Here is a 24,951-nt window from a genome sequence, read left to right on the forward strand (position 1 = left end):
CAAACCTTCGAGTGACGTACGGATCACGCTCTGCGCGTAGGCTCGTTTCCGGCGGCCGTCGGGCCCGAATACGATCGCTGCGGAGCGGCCGGCGACCCCGACGCGACAGAAGCGCCCATATAACACAAACGGAAGCGAGACTTCACCACCGTGACTGCTCTGACTCTCAGCACTGCCGGCGCGGCGACGCTGCGCGCCGACGCCCTCGTGGTCGGCGTGGCGAAGGGCCCGAAGGGGCTCGTCGTGGCCGCCGGCGCGGAGGCCGTGGACACGGCGTTCGACGGAAAGCTCGCCGCCGTACTCGACGCGCTCGGCGCCTCCGGCGGCGAAGGCGAGATCACCAAGCTGCCCTCCCCCGCCGGCCTCAAGGCCCCGGTCGTGCTGGCGGTCGGCCTGGGCCCCGCGCCCGAGCAGGACGAGTCCTTCGACGAGGAGGCCCTGCGCCGCGCCGCCGGTGCCGCCGCCCGCGCCCTGCACGGCGCCAAGAAGGCCGCCTTCGCCCTCCCGCTGGAGGACGCCTCCGCCGTCACCGCCGTGGCCGAGGGCGCGCTGCTGGGCGCGTACGCCTTCACGTCCTACCAGGGCGGGGAGAAGAAGGCCGCCAAGAACGGCGGCCCCAAGCAGCCGCTGGCCGAGGTGGCCCTGCTCGGCGCCAAGCCGCGTGACAAGGAGCACAAGGCGGCCGCCGAGCGCGCGGCCGTCGTCGCGGCCGAGGTCAACGTCGCGCGCGACCTGATCAACACCCCGCCGAACGACCTCACCCCCGCCGCCTTCGCCGCGATCGCCGCGGCGACCGCCAAGGAGCTCGGCCTCAAGGCCCAGGTCCTGGACGAGAAGGCGCTGATCAAGGGCGGCTACGGCGGCATCATGGGCGTCGGCAAGGGCTCCGAGAACCCGCCGCGCCTGGTGAAGATCGCCTACACCCACCCCGAGGCGGAGAAGCACCTCGCCTACGTCGGCAAGGGCATCACGTACGACTCGGGCGGCATCTCCCTGAAGCCGGCCGGTCACAACGAGACCATGAAGTGCGACATGTCCGGTGCCGCCGCCGTGTTCTCCTCGGTCGTCGCCGCCGCGAAGCTGGGCCTGAAGGTCAACGTCACCGGCTGGCTCGCCCTCGCCGAGAACATGCCGTCCGGCTCCGCCACCCGCCCCGGTGACGTCCTGCGCATGTACAGCGGCAAGACCGTCGAGGTCCTGAACACGGACGCCGAGGGCCGTCTGGTCCTGGGCGACGCCCTGACCAAGGCCTCCGAGGAGAACCCGGACGCGATCGTCGACGTGGCCACCCTGACCGGCGCCATGGTGCTGGCGCTGGGCGACCGCACCTTCGGCATCATGGCCAACGACGACGCCTTCCGCACCTCGATCCACGAGATCGCGGAGGAGGTCGGCGAGTCCTCCTGGCCGATGCCGCTGCCCGAGGACCTGCGCAAGACCATGGACTCCCCGACGGCCGACATCGCCAACATGGGCGTCCGGATGGGCGGCGGCCTGGTGGCCGGCCTCTTCCTCCAGGAGTTCGTCGGCGAGGACATCACCTGGGCCCACCTCGACATCGCGGGCCCCGCCTTCCACGAGGGCGCCCCGTACGGCTACACCCCGAAGGGCGGCACCGGCTCCGCCGTCCGCACCCTGGTGCGCCTCGCCGAGCGCACCGCCACCGGCGACCTGGGCTGACCCGCCCGCTCCGCCCCCTGCCGCGGGGCCCGTACCACCTGGTGGGACGGGTTCTGTGACGTGCGCCGCGCCCCGGGACCGACACTTCGGTCCCGGGGCGTGTTCGCTCTGGAAGAAATCTTGAGTATCGGTAGGTTTCTACGCCCGGGTAACCCGGACTTCGGGCAGAACGACGGTGCACACCCGGGGCCCGGCGTCCCGCGTTCCCCCGACAAATGCGAAGATGGGTTCTCGGCAGGACAGGGCCCCCACCACAGGGCCGAAGAAACAAGCGGCCGATTACCAGCCGCCGCCCGGTCACAGAGGACCGGTGCCCGGCGCACATGCATGGAGGACGTGACGTGGCGAACGACGCCAGCACCGTTTTCGACCTAGTGATCCTCGGCGGTGGCAGTGGCGGCTACGCCGCGGCGCTCCGCGCATCCCAGCTGGGTCTCGACGTTGCGCTGATCGAGAAGAACAAGCTCGGCGGCACCTGCCTGCACAACGGCTGCATCCCCACGAAGGCTCTGCTGCACGCCGGTGAGGTCGCCGACCAGGCGCGCGAAGCCGCACAGTTCGGTGTCAAGGCCTCTTTCGAGGGCATCGACATCGCCGGTGTGCACAAGTACAAGGACGACGTCATCGCCGGCCTGTACAAGGGTCTGCAGGGCCTGGTCGCCTCGCGCAAGGTGACCTACATCGAGGGTGAGGGCCGCCTCTCCTCCCCGACTTCCGTCGACGTCAACGGCCAGCGCATCCAGGGCCGCCACGTCCTGCTGGCGACCGGCTCCGTGCCGAAGTCCCTGCCCGGCCTGGACATCGACGGCAACCGCATCATCTCCTCGGACCACGCGCTGGTCCTGGACCGCGTGCCGCAGTCCGCGATCATCCTGGGCGGCGGCGTCATCGGCGTCGAGTTCGCCTCGGCGTGGAAGTCCTTCGGCACCGAGGTCACCGTCATCGAGGGCCTCAAGCACCTCGTCCCGGTCGAGGACGAGAACAGCTCCAAGCTCCTGGAGCGCGCGTTCCGCAAGCGCGGCATCAAGTTCAACCTCGGCACCTTCTTCCAGAAGGCCGAGTACACCGAGTCCGGCGTCCGCGTCACCCTCGCCGACGGCAAGACCTTCGAGGCCGAGGTGCTGCTGGTCGCCATCGGCCGCGGCCCGGTCTCGCAGGGCCTGGGCTACGAGGAGCAGGGCGTCGCGATGGACCGCGGCTACGTCCTGGTCGACGAGTACATGCGCACCAACGTGCCGACCATCTCCGCCGTCGGCGACCTCGTCCCGACCCTCCAGCTCGCGCACGTCGGCTTCGCCGAGGGCATCCTGGTCGCGGAGCGCCTGGCCGGCCTGAAGACCGTCCCGATCGACTACGACGGTGTTCCGCGCGTCACGTACTGCCACCCCGAGGTCGCTTCCGTCGGCATCACCGAGGCCAAGGCCAAGGAGATCTACGGTGCGGACAAGGTCATCGCCGCGAAGTTCAACCTCGCGGGCAACGGCAAGAGCAAGATCCTGAAGACCGCGGGCGAGATCAAGCTCGTCCAGGTCAAGGATGGTGCCGTGGTCGGTATCCACATGGTCGGTGACCGGATGGGCGAGCAGGTGGGCGAGGCCCAGCTGATCTACAACTGGGAAGCCCTGCCGGCCGAGGTCGCGCAGCTCATCCACGCGCACCCGACCCAGAACGAAGCGCTCGGCGAGGCCCACCTGGCCCTGGCCGGCAAGCCGCTGCACAACCACGACTAATCGTCACGGGCGCGACGACCACTTCCGCACTTTCGTTAGGAGCAACAGAAACCATGCCGGTTTCCGTAACCCTTCCGGCGCTCGGTGAGAGCGTCACCGAGGGCACTGTCACCCGTTGGCTGAAGGCCGAGGGCGAGCGCGTCGAGGCCGACGAGCCGCTGCTCGAGGTCTCGACCGACAAGGTCGACACCGAGATCCCCTCCCCCGTCTCCGGCATCCTCGCGTCCATCAAGGTCGCCGAGGACGAGACGGTCGAGGTCGGCGCCGAGCTGGCCATCATCGACGACGGCACGGGCGCCGCCGCCCCGGCCGCCGCTCCGGCCGCCGAGCCCGCCGCCGCCCCGGCGCCGGTCGCCGAGGCCCCGGCCGCCCCCGCACCGGCCGAGACCCCGGCCGCCCCGGCCCCCGCCGCCGCCGCGCCTGCCGCGTCCGGCACCGACGTCGTGCTCCCCGCCCTGGGCGAGTCCGTCACCGAGGGCACCGTCACCCGCTGGCTGAAGGAGGTCGGCGAGTCCGTCGAGGCCGACGAGCCGCTGCTCGAGGTCTCCACGGACAAGGTCGACACCGAGATCCCCGCCCCGGTCTCCGGCACCCTGCTGGAGATCCGGATCAACGAGGACGAGACCGCCGAGGTCGGCACCGTCCTGGCCGTCATCGGCGTCGCGGGCGCGGCTCCGGCCGCCGCCCCGGCCGCCGCGGCTCCGGCTCCGGCCGCCCCGGCCGCTCCGGTCGCCGCCCCGGCTCCGGTCGCCCCCGCGGCTCCGGTCGCCGCTCCGGCCCCGGTGGCTCCGGCCGCTCCGGTCGCCGCCCCGGCTCCGGTGGCCCCGGCCGCTCCGGTGGCCCCGGCCGCTCCGGCGCCGGTCGCCGCTCCGGCTCCGGTCGCCCCGGCCGCCCCCGCCGCCCCGGTCTCGGCCGGTGACGAGGGCGCCTACGTGACCCCGCTGGTGCGCAAGCTCGCCTCGGAGTCCGGCGTCAACCTGGCCACGGTCACGGGCACCGGTGTCGGTGGCCGTATCCGCAAGCAGGACGTCCTGGCCGCCGCCGAGGCCGCCAAGGCCGCCGCCGCCCCGGCTCCGGCCGCCGCCGCTGCCGCCCCGGCCGCCGCGAAGGCTCCGGCCGCGGTGTCCGAGCTGCGCGGTCAGACGGTCAAGATGACCCGCATGCGCAAGGTCATCGGCGACAACATGATGAAGGCCCTGCACTCGCAGGCGCAGCTCAGCTCCGTGGTCGAGGTGGACATCACCAAGATCATGAAGCTGCGCGAGAAGGCCAAGGCCGGCTTCCTCGCCCGCGAGGGCGTCAAGCTGTCCCCGATGCCGTTCTTCGTCAAGGCCGCCGCCCAGGCGCTGAAGGCCCACGCGGTCGTCAACGCCCGGATCAACGACGACGAGGGCACCATCACCTACTTCGACTCGGAGAACATCGGCATCGCCGTGGACTCCGAGAAGGGCCTGATGACCCCGGTCATCAAGGGTGCCGGTGACCTCAACCTGGCGGGCATCTCCAAGGCGACCGCCGACCTGGCCGCCAAGGTCCGCGGCAACAAGATCACCCCGGACGAGCTGTCCGGCGCGACCTTCACCATCAGCAACACCGGCTCGCGCGGTGCGCTGTTCGACACGGTGATCGTCCCGCCGAACCAGGTCGCGATCCTGGGCATCGGTGCCACGGTCAAGCGCCCCGTGGTCATCGAGACCGAGGAGGGCACCGTCATCGGCGTCCGCGACATGACGTACCTGACCCTGTCCTACGACCACCGCCTGGTGGACGGTGCGGACGCGGCCCGGTACCTCACGGCCGTGAAGGCGATCCTCGAGGCCGGCGAGTTCGAGGTCGAGCTCGGTCTGTAAGGCCAGAGCGCGCAGGTACCTGCCGCTTACGGCGCCCCCGCCCGGATTCGTCCGGGCGGGGGCGCCGTCCTTGTAACGAGCCTCACCCTGCGTCCCTGACCACGAACGCATCGGAGCAGGCCATGGCGGCCTTATTGTCTAGGCATCAGGCCCCGCGTGTCCGCACACACAGGAGTTGAAACCCGATGATCACCCCACCCGTCGTGCACTCGCTGCGCGAGCAGATCCGCGAGCACATCGTGGAGGGGATCGTCAGCGGCCGCTGGAAGCCCGGCGAGCGGATCGTCGAGCGGCGGATCGCGGTCGAGCTGGAGGTCAGCCAGACGCCCGTACGGGAGGCCCTGCGCGAGCTGGAGACCCTGCGGCTGATCGAGTCGGCGCCGAACAAGGGCGTGCGCGTGCGCAACCTCTCGGCGACCGACCTGGAGGAGATCTACCCGGTCCGGGCCGGTCTGGAGCAGATCGCGGCCGAGCTGGCCGCGCCGCGGCTGGCGGCCGACTGCTCGGCGCTGGAGCCCCACGTGGCGGCCCTGTGGGAGGCCGACCGGATCCAGGACGGCACGGCGCAGGTGCGGCACACGGTGGGCTTCCACCGGGAGCTGGTGCGGGCGGCCGGGAACAGCGTGCTGCTGCACACCTGGGAGAGTCTGGGCATCGAGGTCTTCACCGCCCTGTCGATCCGCTGGCTGGGAACCGTCCAGAAGTCGTACGCCGAGGAGCACGAGGCCCTCGTCGCGGCCTTCCGGAGCCAGGACCCGGATATCGGGGTGCTGGTGAAGCGGCACGTCCTGGGCTGCGCGCCGCGGAGCGCCTGACCGTTTGCAGGGGCGCCCCGGCACCCGTCTGACCTGCGGTTTTGAGCGATCCTCCAGGGGCTCGCCAGCGTTTTCGCGTCTACTGATGAAACCGGCACGGCGTGCCTGCGTTCATGGCACCCGGTGCCGACTTTTGCCCGAGCGTCGAATATTCGTCACTTTTATTTGATCGATCATCGATCAGGGATTTACAGTCACTCCGGGCCCCAACCGGGCCCATCGGCCCTGTCCTGCCCGTCAGGGTTTTTCTTCACCACCTCCTCTCCTTTGTCCGGAAGGCGGCGCACACCGATGTCCGACCCCGTAGGAAAGCTTCCGAGCGAGCTCGACCAGCTCCCGGACCGCGACACCGAAGAGACCGCCGAATGGGCGGCCTCCCTCGACGCCGTCGCCAAGGCCGCCGGTACGCGCCGCGCCGAATACCTGCTCCGCCGCACGCTCCAGCACGCCGAGGCCGCCGGCCTGGCCCTGCCGAAGCTGCTGGAGACGGACTACGTCAACACCATCCCCACCTCCGCCGAGCCCGAGTTCCCGGGTGACGAGGAGATGGAAGCCAAGATCACCGCATGGAACCGCTGGAACGCGGCCGCCATGGTGACCCGCGGCTCCAAGTACGGCGTCGGCGGCCACATCGCCACCTTCGCCTCGGCGGCCTGGCTCTACGAGACCGGCTTCCAGCACTTCTTCCGCGGGAAGGAGGCCGACGGATCGGGCGACCAGCTCTACATCCAGGGCCACGCCTCCCCCGGCATCTACGCCCGCGCCTTCCTCGACGGGCGCGTCTCCGAGCAGCAGCTCGACAACTTCCGCCAGGAGTCCGGCGGCAACGGCCTGCCGTCCTACCCGCACCCGCGGCGCCTGCCGTGGCTGTGGGAGTTCCCCACGGTCTCCATGGGCCTCGGCCCGCTCTCCGCGATCTACCAGGCGCGCTTCAACCGCTACCTGCAGAACCGGAACATCAAGGACACCTCCAACTCGCACGTCTGGGCCTTCCTCGGCGACGGCGAGATGGACGAGCCCGAGTCGACCGCCGCCCTGGCCCTGGCCTCCCGCGAGCAGCTCGACAACCTGACGTTCGTCATCAACTGCAACCTGCAGCGCCTCGACGGCCCGGTCCGCGCGAACTTCCGCGTGGTCCAGGAGCTGGAGGCCCAGTTCCGCGGTGCCGGCTGGAACGTCATCAAGACCCTGTGGGGCTCCGCCTGGGACGAGCTGTTCCAGCTCGACACCACGGGCGCCCTGGTCCGCCGCATCCGCGAGGTACCGGACGCGCAGTTCCAGACGTACGCGACCCGTGACGTCGCCTACATCCGCCAGCACTTCTTCGGCGCCAGCGCCGAGCTCGTCCAGCTGGCCGGCGTCCTGTCCGACGCGAAGATCGCCGAGTGCTTCCACACCTCGCGCGGCGGCCACGAGCCCCGCAAGGTCTACGCCGCGTACAAGGCCGCCCTGGCGCACAAGGGCGCGCCGACGGTCATCCTGGCGCAGACGGTCAAGGGCCACACGCTGGGTGCCGGGTTCGAGTCGAAGAACGCGAACCACCAGATGAAGAAGCTGACGATCGACGAGTTCAAGGACATGCGTGACCTCCTTGGCCTCCCGATCCCGGACAGCGCCTTCGCCGACGGCAAGGTCCCGTACGGCCACCCGGGCGCGAACAGCCCCGAGGTGCGGTACCTGCACGAGCGCCGCGCGGCCCTCGGCGGCCCCGCCCCGGCCCGCAAGGTCCACCACGTGGCCCTGCCGGCTCCGGCCGACCGCTCCTTCGCCCCGCTCATCAAGGGTTCCGGCAAGCAGGAGATGGCCACCACCATGGCCTTCGTCCGCCTCGTCAAGGACCTGATGCGGGACAAGGAGACCGGCAAGCGCTGGGTGCCGATCGTCCCCGACGAGGCCCGTACCTTCGGTATGGAGTCCCTCTTCCCGTCGGCCGGCATCTACTCGCCGCTGGGCCAGACGTACGAGCCGGTCGACCGCGACCAGCTGATGTACTACAAGGAGGCCAAGGACGGCCAGATCCTCAACGAGGGGATCACCGAGGCCGGCGCCATGGCCGACTTCATCGCCGCCTGCACGTCGTACGCGACGCACGGCGAGCCGATGATCCCGTTCTACATCTTCTACTCGATGTTCGGCTGGCAGCGCACCGCCGACCAGATGTGGCAGCTCGCCGACCAGCTCGGCAAGGGCTTCATCGTCGGCGCCACGGCCGGCCGCACCACCCTGACGGGTGAGGGCCTCCAGCACGCGGACGGCCACTCGCACCTGATCGCGTCCACGAACCCGGCGTCGCTCAACTACGACCCGGCCTTCGCGTACGAGATCGCGGTGATCGTCAAGGACGGTCTGCGCCGGATGTACGGCGAGCAGCCCGAGGACGTCTTCTACTACCTGACGGTCTACAACGAGCCGAAGGTCCAGCCGGCCATGCCCGAGGGCGTGGAGGAGGGCATCCTCAAGGGCCTGTACCGCTTCAACACGGCCGCCGCCCTGGAGGCCGCCCCGGCCGCCGACGCCCCGAAGATCCAGCTCATGGCCTCGGGTACGGCGATCCACTGGGTCCTGGAGGCGCAGCGGCTGCTGGCCGCCGACTGGAACGTGGCCGCCGACGTCTGGTCCGCCACCTCGTGGGGCGAGCTGCGCCGCGACGCGCTGGAGTGCGACGAGGCCCTGCTGCGCGGCGAGGAGCGCACCCCGTACGTCACCCGCGTACTGGAGGGCGCCCCGGGCCCGGTCCTGGCCGTCTCCGACTGGATGCGCCAGGTCCCGGACCAGATCAGCCAGTGGGTCCCGCAGGACTACACCTCGCTGGGCACGGACGGCTTCGGCCTCTCCGACACCCGCGAGGGCGCCCGCCGCCACTTCGGCGTCGACGCGCAGTCGATCACGGTCGCGGCCCTGGCCCAGCTCGCCCGCCGGGGCGAGGTCCCGGCGTCCGCGGTCAAGGAGGCCCGGGAGCGCTACGGCCTGTAGGCCCGATCCCGTCCGGCGGTGAGGCGGCCCGTCCCTTCGGGGGCGGGCCGCCTCACCGCGTTCAGCGCCCTTCCTCCGCGTCGGAGCCGTAGAGGCCGCGCCACCACGGGGCCGGGTCGAACGCGGGCCGGTCGATCCCGGGCAGGACGGACAGGCCGGAGAGGATCTTGGCGATGGCGTCGAGGTTCTCGGCCGCGAACCGGAACTCCACCCGGGACGGCGGGACCAGCACCGGAAGCGGTCCCGGCAGGGCCGCGGTCAGCGCCCTGCGCGCGGCCCCCGGCCCGGGCGGCAGGGCCGCCCGCCCGGGGGCGGCGGTCAGCATCAGAGGCACCCGGACGGGGGCGGCGGGGCCGGGGGTGCCCGTGGGGCCGGCCTGGCGGGTGCCCGCAGCTGCCCGGGGTTCCTGGGCGGGGCCGCCGGGACCGGACGGTGTCACCGCGCTCCGGCCGGGGGCCGCGGCCCGGGCGCCCGCGCGCGGGGTGCGGGCCCGCCTGTGCGCCTCCCGGAGGATCCGCTCCGCCTCGCGGCGGGCCTCGTCCAGGACCCCGTCCGCTCCCGCCCGCACCGCGGCGGCGTACCGCTCGGCTTCCTCGTGCAGCGCCCGCGCGTGCCCCTCCGCCCGGGCCCGCAGGTCCGCCGCCTCGCGCCGGGCCTCCCGGCGGAGGGCTTCGGCGGCTTCCCCGGGGCGGTGGGCCTCGAGTGCGGCGGCGAGCAGGTACGCCACCTCGGCCGCGCTCTGCGGCCGGTCGGCCGGCCTCTTGGCGAGCAGGCGCATGACGAGATCGCCGACGGCCGCCGGCACCTCGGGTGCCCGTTCGGCCAGCGGGGGAGGCGCCTCCTCGGTGTGCTTGCGCAGCACCGTCTGACGGTCGGCCCCCGGGAACGGGAGCGTCCCGGTCAGCCCCTCGTAGAGCAGGCAGCCCAGGCCGTAGAGGTCGGAGCGGAAGTCCACGGCCTCCCCCCATGCCTGCTCGGGCGACATGTACGAGGGCGTTCCGAGCACCGTGCCGGGGTGGCTCCGGCCCGCCCGGGCCAGCTCGTCGAGCATCTTCGCGACGCCGAAGTCGGCCAGCTTGATCACGCCGGTGCGCGTGCGCAGTACGTTGGCCGGCTTGACGTCGCGGTGGACGATGTTGCGCCCGTGTGCGGCGGCGAGGGCCTGGGCGACCTGGGCGGACCAGTGCACCACGTCGTACCAGGGCAGCGGGCCCGGCTCGGCGAAGACCCGGGCCAGGTCCGTGCCGTCGACGCGTTCCATGACCAGGAACAGCAGCCGTTGGCCTCCCCCCGTCCGGTGCTCGCCGCAGTCGTGCACGGTGACCACGTGGGCGTGGTCGAGGCCCGCGGCGGCGCGGATCTCGTCCGTGAAGCGCCATTCGGCTTCGGACGGCTCGTCCGCCTCCCGGACCAGTTTGACGGCGACGGGCCGCCGCATCCTCAGGTCGAAGGCCTCCCAGACCTCCCCCATGGCGCCCACGCCGATCAGGCTCATCAGCTGGTACCGGCCGTCCAGTTCCAACCCCTGCATGGGGCGCCCTCCCGCCGCGCGTGCCGTCGCTCTCCCGAGTATGCGGCCGGGCGGGGGATCGGGCATCGGCCTTTGGCCGTATGCGCGGTGGCGGCGCGGGGGTGGAGCCGTGATGCTGGATCGCGTGATGGACGAGACGGAGTTCTGGGAGATCATCGACCGTACCCGCGAGGCCGCCGAGGGCGACCCCGAGGAGCATGCCGAGCTGCTCGTGGAACGGCTGACCCAGCTGGATCCCGACTCCGTGCTGGACTTCGCCCGGCACTTCGAGTCCCGGTACAACCGGGCGTACACCTGGGACCTGTGGGGCGCGGCGTGGGTGCTGCTCGACGGGGCCAGCGACGACGCGTTCGACTACTTCCGGTGCTGGCTGATCGGGCAGGGCCGGGAGGTCTTCGAGGGCGCGGTGCACGATCCGGACCAGCTGGCCGAGCTGCTGGGCGAGTTCGACGAGGAGATCGACGGGGACGGCGAGGAGCTGGGGTACGCCGCCGACGAGGCGTACGAGCAGCTGACCGGGGCGGTGGCCCCGGACCTGGGGATCCCGCTCCAGGCGGAGGAGCCGGAGGGCGCCCCGCTGGACTTCGAGAACGAAGCCGTGCTCGCGGAGCGCTTCCCCCGGCTCTGGGACCGCTTCAGGGGATGAGCCCCGTCAGTAGTGGGTGCCGCCGTCGATGCGGATCTCGGTGCCGGTGATGAAGGCTCCGTCCTCGGAGCCCAGCATCGCGACGACGCCGGCGACGGTCTGCGGGCCGGCGAAGCCCTGGCCGAGGGCCGGGGCCAGCTTGGTGAAGAGGGACCAGTCGGTGTCCTCCGGCAGGCCGGGGCCGTTGCCCGTGGTCATGCCGCTCTCGATGGAGCCGGGGGCGACGGAGACGAAGCGCAGGCCCTGCTTGCTGTACTCCGCGGCCAGGGCGTGGGTCATCGACTGGATGCCGCCCTTGCTGGCCGCGTAGGCGGACATGTAGGGGTGCGCGAAGCTCGCCGAGGTGGAGCTGAAGTTCACGACGACCGGCTGGTCACCCGCCAGCAGCGCGGGGAGGGACTCGCGGATCATCAGGAAGGTGCCGGTCAGGTTGACCGCGATGACCTTGTTCCAGAAGTCCAGGGTGGTCTGGTGGGTGTGCGCGGAGCGCAGGATGCCCGCCGCGTTGACCAGCACGTCCAGGCCGCCGAGGGCGTCGACGGCGGCGGCGACGCCCTCCTTGACCGAGGCCTCGTCGGATATGTCCAGCACGGCGGTGGTCAGCCGGCCGGCGTGGCCGTCGGCGGCCGCCCGTTCGGCGGTGGCCTTGAGGCCGGCTTCGTTCACGTCGACGGTGTGGACGCGGCCGCCCTCGGAGAGAATGCGGTGGACGGTGGCCTGGCCGATGCCCGAGCCGCCGCCGGTGATGAGGACGCGACGTCCTTCGTAACGGTTCATGCGGTGCAGCGTACCGAGAAGATGGCACGTTTTGCCAGGCTGGCATCAAATGCATCCATCTGATCCGACGGGCGGTACTCTTCACCCGTGAGATCTCCCCGCCCGTACGCCCCCCAGAGCGGCTCCGCAACCCAGTCGCTGACGGAGCGCCGCAAGGCCGCCACCCAGCTCGACATCGCCCGTGCCGCCTGCGAGCTCTTCGCCGCGCACGGCCCCGACGGAACCACCGCCGAGGACATCGCCCACCGGGCGGGGGTCGCACTGCGCACGTTCTACCGCTACTTCCGCAACAAGCAGGAGGCCGTGGCCCCGCTGCTCGCGGGCGGCGGTGACGCGTGGCGCGCGCTGCTGGCCGAGGAGGACCCCGCCACCCCGCTGGCGCAGGCCCTGGAGCGGGCCGTGACCCGGGCCCTCAGCGACTCCAAGGCCGTCGAGGAGGGCCTGGAGGTCACCCGCGGCCTGCTGCGCGCGGCCGCCACCGACGAGGCCCTGCGGGCCGTCTGGTACCGGGTGAACCAGGAGTCGGAGGAGCGGCTGGTCCCGATCGTGGCCCGGCTGGCGGGCCCGGAGGCCGGGGAGATGTCCGTACGCCTGGTGTCGGCGGCCGCCACCGACGCGATCCGGGTCGCCCTGGAACTGTGGTCCGCCGGCGACGCCCCGGTCTCCGGCCCCGGCTCCCCCGCCGACCTGGCGGTGCGCTGCCTGCGCGAGCTGACCGGCGCGATGCCCCTGCTCCGCTGACGCGGGGCAGGGGCACCGGAAGGGAGTGACGCGGTGCGGGCGGGGTCAGCGCCAGCCGCCCCAGTCGTCGTGCCAGTTGGCGTTGTCCCAGCGGCCCCAGTCACGGTTGCCCCAGTCGTGGTGGTGCCAGCCGCTGCGCCAGTTGCCGTTGCCGCAGTCGTCGTCATCGTCCCAGTTGTTGGCCCAGCGGGAGTGACTCGAGCGGTTCCAGTTCCCGTCGTGGTCGTGGGCGGACGCGCTGCTCAGCGGCAGCAGGGCCAGGGTGACCCCTGCGGCACCCGCGACGGCGGCACCGATGATCCTACGGCGCATCTTCATGCACCTCCGAACATGTATCGCTTATCGGGCTTATCGGGCTTTTAGGTCCCAATCAACCGTTACTCCGGTCGGGCGGCCTGTCAAAAGCAAGAGGCCCCCCGCCGCTCTCCGAAAAGAGCGGCGGGGGGCCTCCCAGCAGGCACGATCCCGTGTCAGCGGGTCGCCCACCCGACTTTTTTACAGGTCGAAGTAGAGCTCGAACTCGTGCGGGTGCGGACGCTGGGCGATCGGGGCGATCTCGTGCGTGCGCTTGTAGTCGATCCAGGTCTCGATCAGGTCCGGGGTGAAGACACCGCCGGCCAGGAGGTACTCGTGGTCCTCCTCCAGAGCCTTGAGGACGTCCTCGAGGCTGGTCGGGACCTGCGGGACGTTCGCGTGCTCGTCCGGGGAGAGCTCGTAGAGGTCCTTGTCGATCGGCTCCATCGGCTCGATCTTGTTCTTGATGCCGTCGAGGCCCGCGAGGAGCAGCGCCGAGAAGGCGAGGTACGGGTTCGAGGACGGGTCCGGCGCGCGGAACTCGACGCGCTTGGCCTTCGGGTTCGAGCCCGTGATCGGGATGCGCATGGCGGCGGAGCGGTTGCGCTGCGAGTACACCATGTTGACCGGGGCCTCGAAGCCCGGGACCAGACGGTGGTACGAGTTCACCGTCGGGTTGGTGAAGGCGAGCAGCGACGGGGCGTGCTTGAGGATGCCGCCGATGTAGTAGCGGGCGGTGTCCGACAGGCCCGCGTAGCCGGCCTCGTCGTAGAAGAGCGGCTCGCCGCCGGCCCACAGGGACTGGTGGACGTGCATGCCCGAGCCGTTGTCACCGAAGATCGGCTTCGGCATGAAGGTCGCGGTCTTGCCGTTGCGCCAGGCGACGTTCTTCACGATGTACTTGAAGAGCATCAGGTCGTCGGCCGCGGCCAGCAGCGTGTTGAACTTGTAGTTGATCTCGGCCTGGCCACCGGTGCCGACCTCGTGGTGCTGGCGCTCGACCTGGAGGCCCTGGGCGTCCAGCTCCAGGGAGATCTCGGCGCGCAGGTCGGCGAAGTGGTCGACCGGGGCGACCGGGAAGTAACCGCCCTTGTAGCGGACCTTGTAGCCGCGGTTGTTCTCCTCGGAACCGGTGTTCCAGGCGCCGGCCTCGGAGTCGATGTGGTAGAAGCCCTCGTTCGCGGAGGTCGCGAAGCGCACGCTGTCGAACACGTAGAACTCGGCCTCGGGGCCGAAGAACGCGGTGTCGGCGATGCCGGTGGAGGCGAGGTAGGCCTCGGCCTTCTTGGCGATGTTGCGCGGGTCGCGGCTGTAGGCCTCACCCGTGATCGGGTCGTGGATGAAGAAGTTGATGTTCAGCGTCTTGTCGCGGCGGAACGGGTCCAGGCGCGCGGTCGTGATGTCGGCGCGCAGCGCCATGTCCGACTCGTGGATGGCCTGGAAGCCGCGGATCGAGGAACCGTCGAAGGCGAGCTCCTCCGCCGGGTCGAACGCTCGCGCCGGAATGGTGAAGTGCTGCATCACACCAGGCAGGTCGCAGAAGCGGACGTCAACGAACTTGACGTCGTTCTCCTCGATGTACTGCTTCACTTCGTCGGCGTTCTTGAACATCCAACTCCTCCTACTCCCGGTCCCCGGGGCAGGGACGGGCTGTATAGCTCGTGGTGCGTCAGTGCGGTGCCGCACGCTGACCCGACCATAAGCAGACGGGATTTCCCAAGCATGACCCATTTGTTTCGCACAAGTTAACCAGGGTCCCGTCCAGGTCCCGTCGAAGCGCACCGGTACCGTGGTGGAGTGGACAACAGGCAAGCAATCGGTTCCTGGCTCTCCGGCCCCCGCGCGGCCGCCGAGGACATGGGCGTCGACTTCGGCTATCCGGGCCAGCAGCTCGGCCTGCCGCAGTCGGGGCCCGGGTCCGTGGCCCGCTTCGGGCGCCGGCTGGGCGCTGTGGCCATCGACTGGATCGGCTGTCAGCTGATCGCATACGGGCTCATCACCCATGGCGACCTGACCTCGGCGGGCAACTGGACGCTGGGGCTCTTCGTGGTCCTGTCCGTCCTGACCGTGGGCACGGTGGGATTCACCCCCGGCAAGCGGATTCTCGGCCTCCGGGTGATTTCGCAGAACGGCGGCCGTCTCGGCCTCCCGCGCGTCATGCTCCGTACGGTCCTGCTGGCCCTGGTCATCCCGGCGCTGGTCTGGGACCGGGACGGCCGCGGACTGCACGACCGGCTCTCGGGCGCGGTCCAGGTCCGGATCTGACCCGGAGGAACGCGACACGAAAAGGGAGCGCCCCGCGAGCCGACGGCTCGCGGGGCGCTCCCTTTTCGTATACGTGCGGTCAGCGCGGGCGCTGGCCGCGCATGCCGCGCCCGGGGACCGGGCCCTTCGGGATGGGCATGTTGCTCATGAGGTCACCCATGGCCCGCAGCTTGTCGTTGACCTCGGTGATCTGGTTGCCCGCCAGGACGCGCGGCAGCTTCAGCAGCGTCGTGCGGACCTTCTTGAGGGGCACCTCGCCCTCGCCGGTGCCGACGATGAAGTCGTGGACCGGGACGTCGGGCATGATCCGGGCCAGCTTCTTCTTCTCTGCCGCGAGCAGGGACTTCACCCGGTTCGGGTTGCCCTCCGCGATCAGGACCACGCCCGCCTTGCCGACGGCCCGGTGGACGATGTCCTGGTTCCGGTTCATCGCGACGGCCGGGGTGGTCGTCCAGCCCCGTCCCACGTTGTCCAGTACGGCCGCGGCAGCGCCCGGCTGCCCCTCCATCTGCCCGAAGGCAGCCCGCTCGGCCCGCCGCCCGAAGACGATCGCCATCGCGAGGAACGCCACCAGGAAGCCCAGGATGCCCAGGTAGACCGGGTGGCCGATCAGGAAGCCGATCGCAAGAAAGACACCGAAGGTGACGATTCCCACGCCCGCGACGATCAGACCGACCTTCGGGTCGGCCTTGCGCGTCATCTTGTACGTCAGGGCGATCTGCTTCAGTCGCCCGGGGTTCGCAGCAGTCTCTGCGTTTGACTTCCTCGCCATAAGGCGAAGTTTACGTGGCCTGCGGGGTACGGGTCGCCGCGGCCTCGAGTACGTGCTCGGTTTCCACCCGGTCCTTGGCCCTGCGGCGGTCCTCCAGGACGGCCGTCCAGGCGTTGCGCCGGGCACCGCTCATGAGCAGCGATTCGATGCCGCGGAAGGCCTCGGTGAAGGACGGAATGGCGATGGCGCGGACGGGCGCGGCCTGCATGATGTCGGTCCCTACTCTCGGTACTCGCATCGGGGCGTGTGCGGTGCGTGGATCCAGCGTCACTGATTGGTGTTACCAGGGCATGACCGGTCGGTCAAACGTGATGAAACATTGACGCGGCCCGCCGGGCTCCTCCAAGAAAAGAGCCTAGGGGCCGCGTCATCGCGCATTACCGGTTAGTAAGTTTTTGTGCCCGACTTCACACGGAGCGTGACGAAGTGGATCACGCGCCGGCGCGCTTCTCCATCGCCTGACCGTAGAGGCGGCCGGCGCGGTAGGAGGACCGGACCAGCGGGCCGGACATCACGCCGGAGAAGCCGATCTCCTCGGCCTCCTTCGCCAGCTCGACGAACTCGGCCGGCTTCACCCAGCGCTCCACGGGGTGGTGGCGCGGCGAGGGCCGCAGGTACTGGGTGATGGTGATGAGCTCGCAGCCCGCCTCGTGCAGCTCCTTGAGCGCCTCCGAGACCTCCTCGCGCTCCTCGCCCATGCCCAGGATCAGGTTGGACTTGGTGACGAGGCCGTAGGCGCGGGCCTGGCGGATCACGTCGAGGGAGCGCTCGTAGCGGAAGCCGGGGCGGATCCGCTTGAAGATCCGGGGCACGGTCTCGACGTTGTGCGCGAAGACCTCGGGGCGGGAGGCGAAGACCTCCTCCAGCAGCTCCGGGACCGCGTTGAAGTCGGGGGCCAGCAGCTCGACCTTGGTGTGGCCGCCCTCGCGGCCGGCGGTCTGCTGGTGGATCTGGCGCACGGTCTCCGCGTACAGCCAGGCGCCGCCGTCGGCCAGGTCGTCGCGGGCGACGCCGGTGATGGTGGCGTAGTTCAGGTCCATCGTGACCACGGACTCGCCGACGCGGCGGGGCTCGTCCCGGTCCAGGGCCTCGGGCTTGCCGGTGTCGATCTGGCAGAAGTCACAGCGCCGCGTGCACTGGTCACCGCCGATGAGGAACGTGGCCTCGCGGTCTTCCCAGCACTCGTAGATGTTCGGACAGCCGGCTTCCTGGCACACCGTGTGCAGCCCCTCGCCCTTCACGAGGTTCTGCATCTTCGTGTACTCGGGACCCATCTTCGCCCGGGTCTTGATCCACTCGGGCTTGCGCTCGATGGGGGTCTGGGCATTACGGACCTCGAGGCGCAGCATCTTGCGTCCGTCGGGTGCGACTGCGGACACGACCGGCTCCCTGTGACTTCGATTCTTCGGCGCCCACCAGGGTACGCCCGTAATTCGTACGCTCTTACGTCCGGCCAACCCGGGGACGGCAGGACGCATTCCCGCCGGCGTCAGCCGGCGGCCGGCTCCGTCTCCCGCTCGATCTCGCGCGGCTTCAGCTCGGCGTGCTCCAGCACGTCCTTCAGGTGCCTCTCGACCACCGGCAGCACCTCGGCGATGGTGATCTCGCGGCCCAGTTCGTACGAGAGCGAGGTCACACCGGCGTCCCGGATCCCGCAGGGGATGATCCGGTCGAACCAGGTGCTGTCCGGGTTCACGTTGAAGGAGAAGCCGTGCATCGTGACGCCCTTGGCGACGCGGATGCCGATCGCGGCGAGCTTGCGGTCCTCGCGGCGCTGGCCGGCGTTGGACGGGGCGTACTCGGGGCCGTTGAGGCGGGCGTCGAACTCGTCGTCGCCTATCCGGGGGTCGAAGTCCAGGGAGAGGCCGCCGATCTTCGGGCGCTCCTCCACCGGGTCGCCGAGGACCCACACGCCGGAGCGGCCCTCGACCCGGGTGGTCTCGACGCCGAACTCGGCCGCGGTGCGGATGAGTGCCTCCTCCAGCCGGCGCACGTGGGCGACCACGTCGACCGGGCGGGGCAGCTTCATGATCGGGTAGCCGACGAGCTGGCCCGGGCCGTGCCAGGTGATCTTGCCGCCGCGGTCCACGTCGATGACGGGGGTGCCGTCGAGCGGGCGCTCGCTGGGGTCGGTGCGGCGTCCGGCGGTGTAGACCGGGTGGTGCTCCAGCAGCAGGCAGGTGTCGCCGGTCTCGTCGGCGAAGCGGGCCGCGTGGACGCGCCGCTGCTCCTCCCAGGCCTCGGTGTACTCGACGGATTCCGGCCCGAAGCCCAGATGGACAAACCGAAGCTCAGTCACCGCAGCGCCTCCTCGTTGAACCTGCTGTGTGCACGTATCCGCACCGGTCCAGGGTACGGCGGCCCGCGCGCGGCTCTTCAGGGCCCCGGGCGGGGGCCCTCCCCGGGCCCTGCCCCGGACTCCGGCCCCGAGGCGGCGCCGGGCTCCGGACCGGGCTCCGGGCCCGGCTGCGGGCCCGGCTGCGGACCCGGCTCCGGGCCGGGCAGCGGGGACGGGAGCGGGCGGGGGCGGCGGCCGGCGGGCGGGCGGTCCGGGTCCTCGTCGGCGGTCGGCAGCCGGCGGTGGCCCTCGGAATGGTCGTTGACCCAGCCGCACACCCCGCACGCGTAGCGCCCGTCCAGTCCCGCGATGTGGGTGCCGCAACGGCGGCACTGCCCCTCGGTGAGCTGGGGGGCGGGGAGGGGGGCGCCGGTCTGCGGGTTCGCGTGCGCGTCGGGCGGATGCGCCCCGTGTGATCGGCGGCTCATGGGGGCGCAGCTTACGCGGAGGGAGTGGGACGGTCCGTAAAGAGCCCTACCCATTCTGCACACGATCGGATGAATGTGGGGCAGAGAGGGCGGCGGAGGCGGAGTTGGCCGCTACATTCACGCCGTTCACAGGGCCGGGACTCCGGTCCGTCACGTACGGGAACCGTGGAGCCGATGACGGAACGACCTGCCCAGCGCGTCCCCAACCGGCAGCTCGCGGCGCTGATCGCGGAAGCCGGGTTCTCCAACGCCGGGCTCGCCCGCCGCGTCGACCAGCTGGGGCTGGAGCACGGGCTGGATCTGCGGTACGACAAGACCTCGGTGACCCGGTGGCTGCGCGGCCAGCAGCCCCGCGGCACCACGCCGGCGCTGATCGCGGAGGTCTTCACCCGGCGCCTCGGGCGGCGGCTGTCGGCACAGGACCTGGGCCTGGACGCGTGCGCCCCCGTGTACGCGGGGCTGGAGTTCGCGGCCACCCCGGAGGAGGCCGTGGACATCGCGAGCGGGCTGTGGCGCAAGGACTCCGGCTCGCACGCCGAGCTGCGGAAGATCGCCTTCACCCCGGCCGGGCTGGTGGTGCCCAGCCGGGACTGGCTGATCGGGCGGCCCGACGAGCGGGTGGGGCGCGGCGCGGACCCCGCCGCGAGCCGGGTCCCCGCCCAGGGCCGCACCACCGTGCCCCGGCAGCGGCAGATCGACCGGGGGCCCGGGCAGCGGGTCACCAGCGGGGACATCGCGGCGCTGCGGTCGGTGAGCGAACTGTTCCGCACCCTGGACCACGCCTACGGCGGCGGGCACGCCCGCCAGGCCCTGGTGCGCTACCTGGAGCACGAGGCCGAGCCGATGCTCCGCGGCACCTACGGGGAGACCACCGGGCGCCGGCTGTTCTCGGCCGCCGCCGACCTGACCCGGCTCGCGGGCTGGACCTCGTACGACATCGCCGCGCACGGGCTGGCCCAGCGGTACTTCGTCCAGGCGCTGCGGCTGGCGCAGGCCGCCGGGGACCGGCCGTACGGGTCGTACGTGCTGGTGACGATGAGCCGCCAGGCGGTCTACCTCGGGCACGGCCGGGAGGCGGTGCAGCTGGCCCGGGTCGCCCAGCAGGGCGTGGGCTCGGGCCCGCCGCCGGTCGTCCAGTCGCTGCTGCACGCGGCCGAGGCGCGGGGGCACGCGGTGCTGGGCGAGGTCCGGGCGGCGACGGCCTCGCTGGTGCGGGCCGAGCGGTCGCTGGGCGCGGCCCGGCCGGGGGACGACGTACCGCACTGGGCGCGGGCCTTCGACGAGGGGCAGCTGGCGGACGAGTTCGGGCACTGCCACCGCGACCTCCAGCAGTACCGGGCCTCCGCCCAGCACGCGGAGCGCTCGCTCCAGCTGCGCTCGCCGGGGTACGCGCGCTCGCGGCTGTTCTGCCGGGTGGTGCTGGCGACGGCCCGGCTGGGGCTGGGCGAGCTGGACCAGGCGTGCGCGCTGGGGGCGGAGGCGGCGCAGCAGGCGAACGAGATGCGGTCGGTGCGGGCGGTGGAGTACGTGCGCGACTTCGAGCGGCGCCTGGAGCCGTACCGGGACGCGTCGGCGGTCCGGACGTACCGGGACCGGGTGGCGGCGCTGTCCTGATTCTCGACGCGCCCCTCGCACCGCTCGGCCGTGGCCGGCCTCCCGGGCTTCGGGCCGCTGCGCCGGACTCCGTCCGTCGGGCCGGCCCCGGCCGGAGCGCGCTCAGCGCAGCGGCCCGGTCCCGGGCGGGACCGGGCCGCGTGCCTGCGTCAGGCCGCTGCCGGGAGGACCGGTTACGGGTGGCTCTGGAGGGGGATGCCGAAGTCGCGGAGCAGGGCCGTGGCCGCGCGGCGGGCGGAGTGCAGGGCGCCCTGGACCGTGTTGGAGTCGCGGTGGTCGCCGCAGACGTAGAGCCCGGCCAGGACCCGTACGGGGCGCCGGCGGTCGTGCGGCGGGGGCATGGCCGGGACGGCCTCGGGGGTGTGGTGGACGGCCAGCAGCTCCCAGTCCCGGGTGGGGGTCTCGTAGAGCCGGGCCAGGCGGGCGGCGACGGTGCGGGCGGGCGGCGGGGGGCCGTGGACGGTGGTGGTGACCAGGCTGCGGCCGGCCGGGGCCCGGGTGGGGTCGACGGCGCTCATCACGGTGGTGTGGGCGACGGGCCACCGGGGGTCGGCGTCCAGCAGCAGCGAGCCGTCCCAGGGCAGGGGCTCGGGGGTCGCGTGGTGGATGACGGTGACCTGGTGGAAGGCGGGCACCCGCAGCCCCGGGAGCAGTTCGGCGGCGGCGCGGGCGCCGGTGGCGAGGAGGACGGAGCGACAGCCGAAGTCGCCGTGCTCCTCGGTGGTGACGAGGTTGGTCGCCACCGACCGCACCCGTATCCCGGTCCGTACGGTGCCGGGCGGCAGGCCGGCGGCGAGGAGGTCGGGCAGGGTCGCCGCGCCGCCCTCGGGTACGGCGAGGCGGCCGCGGGCGAAGGTGCGCAGGGCGAGGTCGGCGACGCGGCTGGAGGTGGTGAGGTCCGGGTCGCGCAGCAGGGCGGAGAGCAGGGGCCGCAGGATGCCGTTGACGGTGCGCGGCGGCAGGCCGCGGGAGCCGAGGGCGGCGTCGGCGGTGCGTTCGGGCCGGGCGAGGACGCGGTCCGGGGACAGCGCGGCGAGCCGGGCGAGGGCCGCGCTGAGCCGGGCCTGGTCCAGGGAGCCGCTGGCCAGCGCGCGGGCGGGGGTCATGGCCCCGGCCCGCTGCCGCTTTCCGTCGGCGCCGTGGACCAGGACCCCGGGCGCGAAGGGGCGCAGGTTCAGGCCCGCGAGGCCCGGGGTGCGGGCGGGTTCGGTGTACGCGGTGTTGAGGAGCTGGCCGACCCGGTCGAGGCGGAAGCCGTCGGCCGATGCGGTGGCCATGCGGCCGCCGGGGTCGTCGGCGGTCTCCAGGACGCTGACGCTGACCCCGGCGGCGATCAGGTGGTGCGCTGCCGCGAGTCCTGAGACTCCGGCTCCTACGATGACGACGTCGCTGCTGAGCACGTGCCCCTCCCCGAGGTCGGCGCGGCGGCTGTGTGGGGATCCTCCTTCCCCCAACGGACTCCAGGAGAACCCGAGTCCGGCGCGGTATTGCGCACAAGTCCGGTCGCACGGCGGTCGCATGAGGGTCACGAACGGTCGCACGTGGACGGCGGGTGCGCCGGACCAACGCCGGACCAACGCCCGGACCAAGCCGGACCGACCTTCTGGGCCGGCTAGGCGAGGGCGGCCCTGAGTGCCTGCTCGATGCCGGGGTGGGCGAAGGTGAACCCCGCGTCCAGCAGCCGGGCCGGCAGCGCCCGCTGACTGCCCAGCACGTCCTGGGAGAACTCCCCGAGCGCGACGCGCAGCACGGGCGCGGGGACGGCGAACAGCGTCGGCCGGTGCAGGACGCGGCCCATGGCGGCGGTGACCTCACGGTTGGTCAGCGGCTCGGGGGCGGTGAGGTTGAACGGGCCGGACAGCCCGGGGGTGTCGATCAGGAAGCGCAGGGCGGCGACCTCGTCCCGCATCGAGATGTACGGCCAGTACTGTCGCCCGTCGCCGAGCCGGCCGCCGAGCCCGGCCCGGAAGAGGGGGAACAGCCGCCCCCAGGCCCCGCCCTCGGCGGAGACCACCAGCCCGGTACGGGCGAACACGGTCCGGATCCCCGCGTCCCGCGCGGGCGCGGCCGCGGCCTCCCACTCGACGCAGACGGAGGGCAGGAACCCCTGTCCCGCGGGGGCGGACTCGTCGACGGCCCTGCTCCCCGTGTCGCCGTAGTAGCCGACGGCGGACCCGCACACGAGCACGGGCGGCGGGGCGTCCAGCGCGGCGAGCGCCCGCGCGACGGCGGCGGTGCCGAGGACCCGGCTGTCGCGGATCTCCCTCTTGTAGGCGTCGGTCCAGCGGTGGTCCCCGACCCCGGCCCCGGCGAGGTGCACGACGGCGTCGCACCCGCGCAGCCCGTCGGGGTCGACGAACCCGCTCCCGGGGTCCCACCGCGCCTCGCCCGCGGCGGCGGGGGCGCGGCGGACGAAGCGGACGGTGTCGTGGCCGTCGGCGTGGAGGGAACGGACGAGGGCCCTGCCGATGAGTCCGGAGGCTCCGGTGATGGCGATGCGCATGCCCGTAGTCTCCCGGCCCGGCGCCCCCTGACGCGGGAGCCCTGCGGGGCCGGCCCCCTCCCCTTCCCCGGACTCCGTCCGGGCGTCAGCCGCTGCCCAGCCAGGTGCCCACCGCATAGGTGACCGCCATGGCCAGCCCCCCGCCCAGCACGTTCCGCAGCACCGCCCGCCCTGCCGGCGCCCCGCCCAGCCGCGCGCTCACCACCCCGCACAGCGCCAGCGCCGCCAGCACCGCCCCCACGGTCACCGGCACCCGTCCCGACGCCCCCGGCAGGACGATGGCCAGCAGCGGCAGCAGCGCCCCCGCCGTGAAGGCGATCAGGCTGGCGAACGCGGCGTGCCACGGGTTCGCCAGTTCGTCCGGCTCGATCCCCAGCTCCACCCGCGCGTGCGCCCGCAGCGCGTCCCGTTCCGTCAGCTGCTCGGCGGCCTCCCGGGCCACGTCCCGGCTCAGTCCCCGCGCGGCCAGCAGCTCCGTCAGCTCGGCCAGTTCCGCCTCGGGCTCCTCCGCCAGCTCGCGCCGTTCCAGTTCCAGCGCCGCCCGCTCCGAGTCCCGCTGCGAGCTGACCGAGACGTACTCCCCCACCGCCATCGACAGCGAGCCGGCGAGCAGCCCGGCCACCCCGGCCGTGAGGATCTCCGCCCGCGAGGTGGTGGCGCCGGCCACGCCCACCACCAGGCCGGCCGTGGAGATGATCCCGTCGTTGGCACCGAGCACCCCGGCCCGCAGCCAGTTCAGCCGGGTGCTGATCGCCGCGCTCTGCGTCTGCGTCACGGCACCACTTTCGCGGCCCCCGTCCGCTGCGGCCAGCCCGACGGGGCCACCCGGCGTGCGCCGCCCCGTACCGCGTACCAGGGTGGAGGGGTGAGAGCCGGAGCGAGACGGAGGGCGAGGGACGGACGGGACGAGCCCGGCTGGCTACACGGGGCGCCGCCGCCGCTCTGGGCCAGGATCGCGCCCGCGGCGGCGCTGGTGGCGCTCTGCGCCGCACAGTGGAGCACCGCCACCGCCGAGCTCGGCTACTTCCTGGCGGCCCTGCCGGCCGTGGCCGCCTTCTCGTACGGGGCCGTCGGCTCCGCCTTCTTCGCCGTCCTGGTGCTGATCCTCCTCGGCGTCCCCCAGCTCGGCGTCGGCCACGCGCGCGGCGCCGACCTGGCCACCGTGGCCACCGTCGGCCTGCTCAGCGTGGTCATCGCCTGGGTGCGGCGGCGCCGGGACGCCCAGCTGGTCAGCGTCCGGACCGTCGCCGAGGCCGCCCAGCTGGCGGTGCTGCCGCCGGTTCCGGCGCGGGTGGGCGGGGTGAACTGCTCGGGCCTGTACCGGGCGGCCCAGCGGGGCACGCTGGTCGGCGGCGACCTGTACGACGTACGGGCCGGCCCGTACGGGGTGCGGGCGGTGGTCGGGGACGTCCAGGGGCACGGGCTGGCCGCCGTCGGCACGGTGGCCTCGCTGCTCGGCGCCTTCCGGGAGGCGGTGCTGGACGACCCGGGGCTGGCGGCGGTCGCGGCCCGGCTGGACCGGCGGCTGGCGGCCGACGCGGCGGCGGACTCGGTGGCGCACCCGGAGCTGTTCGCGACGGCCGTGCTGCTGGAGTTCCCGCCCGGCCTGGACCTCGTACGGGTCGTGTCGTGCGGGCATCCGCCGGTGCTGCTGCTGCGGGACGCCGAGGTCACGGAGGTGGCCGTGGAGCCGGGCCCGCCGCTGGGCCTGGGCCTGGCCGGGCCGGCGCTCCCCGTGGTCGCCGAGGTGGCGCTGCTGCCGGGCGACCGGCTGCTCGCGCACACCGACGGGGTGACGGAGGCGCGCGACGCGGCGGGCTCCTTCTACCCGCTGACCGCCCGGGTCCCGGCCCTGGCGGGCGACCCGGCGGGCCTGCCGTCGGCGCTGTGGCAGGACCTCGCGGCCTTCAGCGGGGGCGGGCCGCGCGACGACGTGGCGCTGCTGGTGCTGTCGCCCGATCAGCGGCTGTCCGGCGGGCCGGGGCGTCCGTAAA

At 72.5% G+C, this 24,951-nt stretch carries 22 protein-coding genes; 10 read left to right on the top strand and 12 right to left on the bottom strand.

The features are described from left to right. Positions 1 to 150 precede the first annotated feature (150 nt). From ABT403_RS18075 to aceE, 5 genes are all read left to right on the top strand, one after another. Positions 151 to 1,680 carry a leucyl aminopeptidase gene (locus tag ABT403_RS18075; RefSeq protein ID WP_344153680.1) on the top strand — a complete coding sequence of 510 codons (1,530 nt, stop codon included), beginning with the start codon at positions 151 to 153 and terminating at the stop codon, positions 1,678 to 1,680. A 341-nt stretch (positions 1,681 to 2,021) separates the two neighbouring features. Beyond that, a complete protein-coding gene (gene lpdA / locus ABT403_RS18080; RefSeq protein WP_344153677.1) occupies positions 2,022 to 3,410 on the top strand; it encodes a dihydrolipoyl dehydrogenase in 1,389 nt (462 codons plus the stop codon). Positions 3,411 to 3,463: 53 nt separating this feature from the next. Then, entirely contained in the window at positions 3,464 to 5,260 is a 1,797-nt protein-coding gene (sucB, locus tag ABT403_RS18085) for a 2-oxoglutarate dehydrogenase, E2 component, dihydrolipoamide succinyltransferase (protein WP_344153674.1), read from the top strand. A gap of 188 nt (positions 5,261 to 5,448) precedes the next feature. Next, positions 5,449 to 6,075 carry a GntR family transcriptional regulator gene (locus ABT403_RS18090; protein ID WP_344154813.1) on the top strand — a complete coding sequence of 209 codons (627 nt, stop codon included), beginning with the start codon at positions 5,449 to 5,451 and terminating at the stop codon, positions 6,073 to 6,075. Positions 6,076 to 6,366: 291 nt separating this feature from the next. Then, positions 6,367 to 9,048, top strand: a complete 2,682-nt coding sequence (aceE, locus tag ABT403_RS18095; protein ID WP_344153671.1) for a pyruvate dehydrogenase (acetyl-transferring), homodimeric type — start codon at positions 6,367 to 6,369, stop codon at positions 9,046 to 9,048. A 61-nt stretch (positions 9,049 to 9,109) separates the two neighbouring features. On the opposite strand, the gene ABT403_RS18100 is transcribed toward aceE, so the two are convergent. Then, a complete protein-coding gene (locus ABT403_RS18100; RefSeq protein WP_344153668.1) occupies positions 9,110 to 10,579 on the bottom strand; it encodes a serine/threonine-protein kinase in 1,470 nt (489 codons plus the stop codon). Positions 10,580 to 10,706: 127 nt separating this feature from the next. On the opposite strand from ABT403_RS18100, the gene ABT403_RS18105 reads away from it, so the two are divergent. Next, on the top strand, positions 10,707 to 11,225 hold the full coding sequence (locus ABT403_RS18105) for a DUF4240 domain-containing protein (RefSeq protein WP_344154810.1): 519 nt from the start codon (positions 10,707 to 10,709) through the stop codon (positions 11,223 to 11,225). A gap of 6 nt (positions 11,226 to 11,231) precedes the next feature. On the opposite strand, the gene ABT403_RS18110 is transcribed toward ABT403_RS18105, so the two are convergent. Then, positions 11,232 to 12,002: an SDR family NAD(P)-dependent oxidoreductase gene (locus tag ABT403_RS18110; RefSeq protein WP_344153665.1), complete on the bottom strand. Its 771-nt coding sequence runs from the start codon at positions 12,000 to 12,002 to the stop codon at positions 11,232 to 11,234. Positions 12,003 to 12,089: 87 nt separating this feature from the next. Between ABT403_RS18110 and ABT403_RS18115 the strand changes: the two genes are divergently transcribed. Beyond that, the gene (locus tag ABT403_RS18115; protein WP_344153663.1) at positions 12,090 to 12,743 is read left to right on the top strand and encodes a TetR family transcriptional regulator; all 654 of its coding nucleotides are present in this window, start codon (positions 12,090 to 12,092) and stop codon (positions 12,741 to 12,743) included. A 45-nt stretch (positions 12,744 to 12,788) separates the two neighbouring features. Here the strand turns inward: ABT403_RS18115 and ABT403_RS18120 are convergent, their stop codons facing one another. After that, the gene (locus ABT403_RS18120; protein ID WP_344153660.1) at positions 12,789 to 13,055 is read right to left on the bottom strand and encodes a hypothetical protein; all 267 of its coding nucleotides are present in this window, start codon (positions 13,053 to 13,055) and stop codon (positions 12,789 to 12,791) included. Positions 13,056 to 13,238: 183 nt separating this feature from the next. Beyond that, positions 13,239 to 14,648, bottom strand: coding sequence for a type I glutamate--ammonia ligase (gene glnA / locus ABT403_RS18125; protein WP_344153657.1), 1,410 nt, complete (start codon positions 14,646 to 14,648; stop codon positions 13,239 to 13,241). Between the two features lie 186 nt (positions 14,649 to 14,834). Here glnA and ABT403_RS18130 point away from each other — a divergent pair, with 186 nt between their 5' ends. Then, a complete protein-coding gene (locus tag ABT403_RS18130; RefSeq protein WP_344153654.1) occupies positions 14,835 to 15,302 on the top strand; it encodes an RDD family protein in 468 nt (155 codons plus the stop codon). A gap of 79 nt (positions 15,303 to 15,381) precedes the next feature. Here ABT403_RS18130 and ABT403_RS18135 read toward each other — a convergent pair whose 3' ends face one another. The 5 genes from ABT403_RS18135 to ABT403_RS18155 all read right to left on the bottom strand — a co-directional run bounded on the left by ABT403_RS18135 (position 15,382) and on the right by ABT403_RS18155 (position 18,840). Next, positions 15,382 to 16,074: a DUF4191 domain-containing protein gene (locus tag ABT403_RS18135; RefSeq protein WP_344153651.1), complete on the bottom strand. Its 693-nt coding sequence runs from the start codon at positions 16,072 to 16,074 to the stop codon at positions 15,382 to 15,384. 10 nt (positions 16,075 to 16,084) lie between these two features. Continuing rightward, positions 16,085 to 16,282 (bottom strand): SCO2195 family GlnR-regulated protein, encoded by a 198-nt coding sequence (locus tag ABT403_RS18140; RefSeq protein ID WP_030233071.1) that lies wholly within the window; start codon positions 16,280 to 16,282, stop codon positions 16,085 to 16,087. 223 nt (positions 16,283 to 16,505) lie between these two features. Continuing rightward, entirely contained in the window at positions 16,506 to 17,453 is a 948-nt protein-coding gene (gene lipA / locus ABT403_RS18145) for a lipoyl synthase (protein WP_344153645.1), read from the bottom strand. A 110-nt stretch (positions 17,454 to 17,563) separates the two neighbouring features. Then, on the bottom strand, positions 17,564 to 18,373 hold the full coding sequence (lipB, locus tag ABT403_RS18150) for a lipoyl(octanoyl) transferase LipB (RefSeq protein WP_344153642.1): 810 nt from the start codon (positions 18,371 to 18,373) through the stop codon (positions 17,564 to 17,566). A gap of 77 nt (positions 18,374 to 18,450) precedes the next feature. Further along, positions 18,451 to 18,840 (bottom strand): hypothetical protein, encoded by a 390-nt coding sequence (locus ABT403_RS18155; protein ID WP_344153639.1) that lies wholly within the window; start codon positions 18,838 to 18,840, stop codon positions 18,451 to 18,453. 174 nt (positions 18,841 to 19,014) lie between these two features. Between ABT403_RS18155 and ABT403_RS18160 the strand changes: the two genes are divergently transcribed. Continuing rightward, the gene (locus ABT403_RS18160) at positions 19,015 to 20,454 is read left to right on the top strand and encodes an NsdA family TPR-like regulatory protein (protein WP_344153636.1); all 1,440 of its coding nucleotides are present in this window, start codon (positions 19,015 to 19,017) and stop codon (positions 20,452 to 20,454) included. 173 nt (positions 20,455 to 20,627) lie between these two features. On the opposite strand, the gene ABT403_RS18165 is transcribed toward ABT403_RS18160, so the two are convergent. The 3 genes from ABT403_RS18165 to ABT403_RS18175 form a co-directional block, all read right to left on the bottom strand. After that, positions 20,628 to 21,854, bottom strand: coding sequence for an FAD-dependent oxidoreductase (locus tag ABT403_RS18165; protein ID WP_344153633.1), 1,227 nt, complete (start codon positions 21,852 to 21,854; stop codon positions 20,628 to 20,630). Between the two features lie 212 nt (positions 21,855 to 22,066). Continuing rightward, entirely contained in the window at positions 22,067 to 22,957 is an 891-nt protein-coding gene (locus ABT403_RS18170) for a TIGR01777 family oxidoreductase (protein WP_344153630.1), read from the bottom strand. An 85-nt stretch (positions 22,958 to 23,042) separates the two neighbouring features. After that, complete coding sequence (locus tag ABT403_RS18175; protein WP_344153627.1) at positions 23,043 to 23,732, bottom strand: VIT1/CCC1 transporter family protein; 690 nt, start codon at positions 23,730 to 23,732, stop codon at positions 23,043 to 23,045. A gap of 198 nt (positions 23,733 to 23,930) precedes the next feature. Between ABT403_RS18175 and ABT403_RS18180 the strand changes: the two genes are divergently transcribed. Continuing rightward, entirely contained in the window at positions 23,931 to 24,950 is a 1,020-nt protein-coding gene (locus ABT403_RS18180) for a PP2C family protein-serine/threonine phosphatase (RefSeq protein WP_344153625.1), read from the top strand. Position 24,951: the final 1 nt, after the last annotated feature.

The sequence above is a fragment of the Streptomyces sp. NPDC000075 genome (assembly GCF_040301925.1).
GTDB lineage: Bacteria > Actinomycetota > Actinomycetes > Streptomycetales > Streptomycetaceae > Streptomyces > Streptomyces polychromogenes.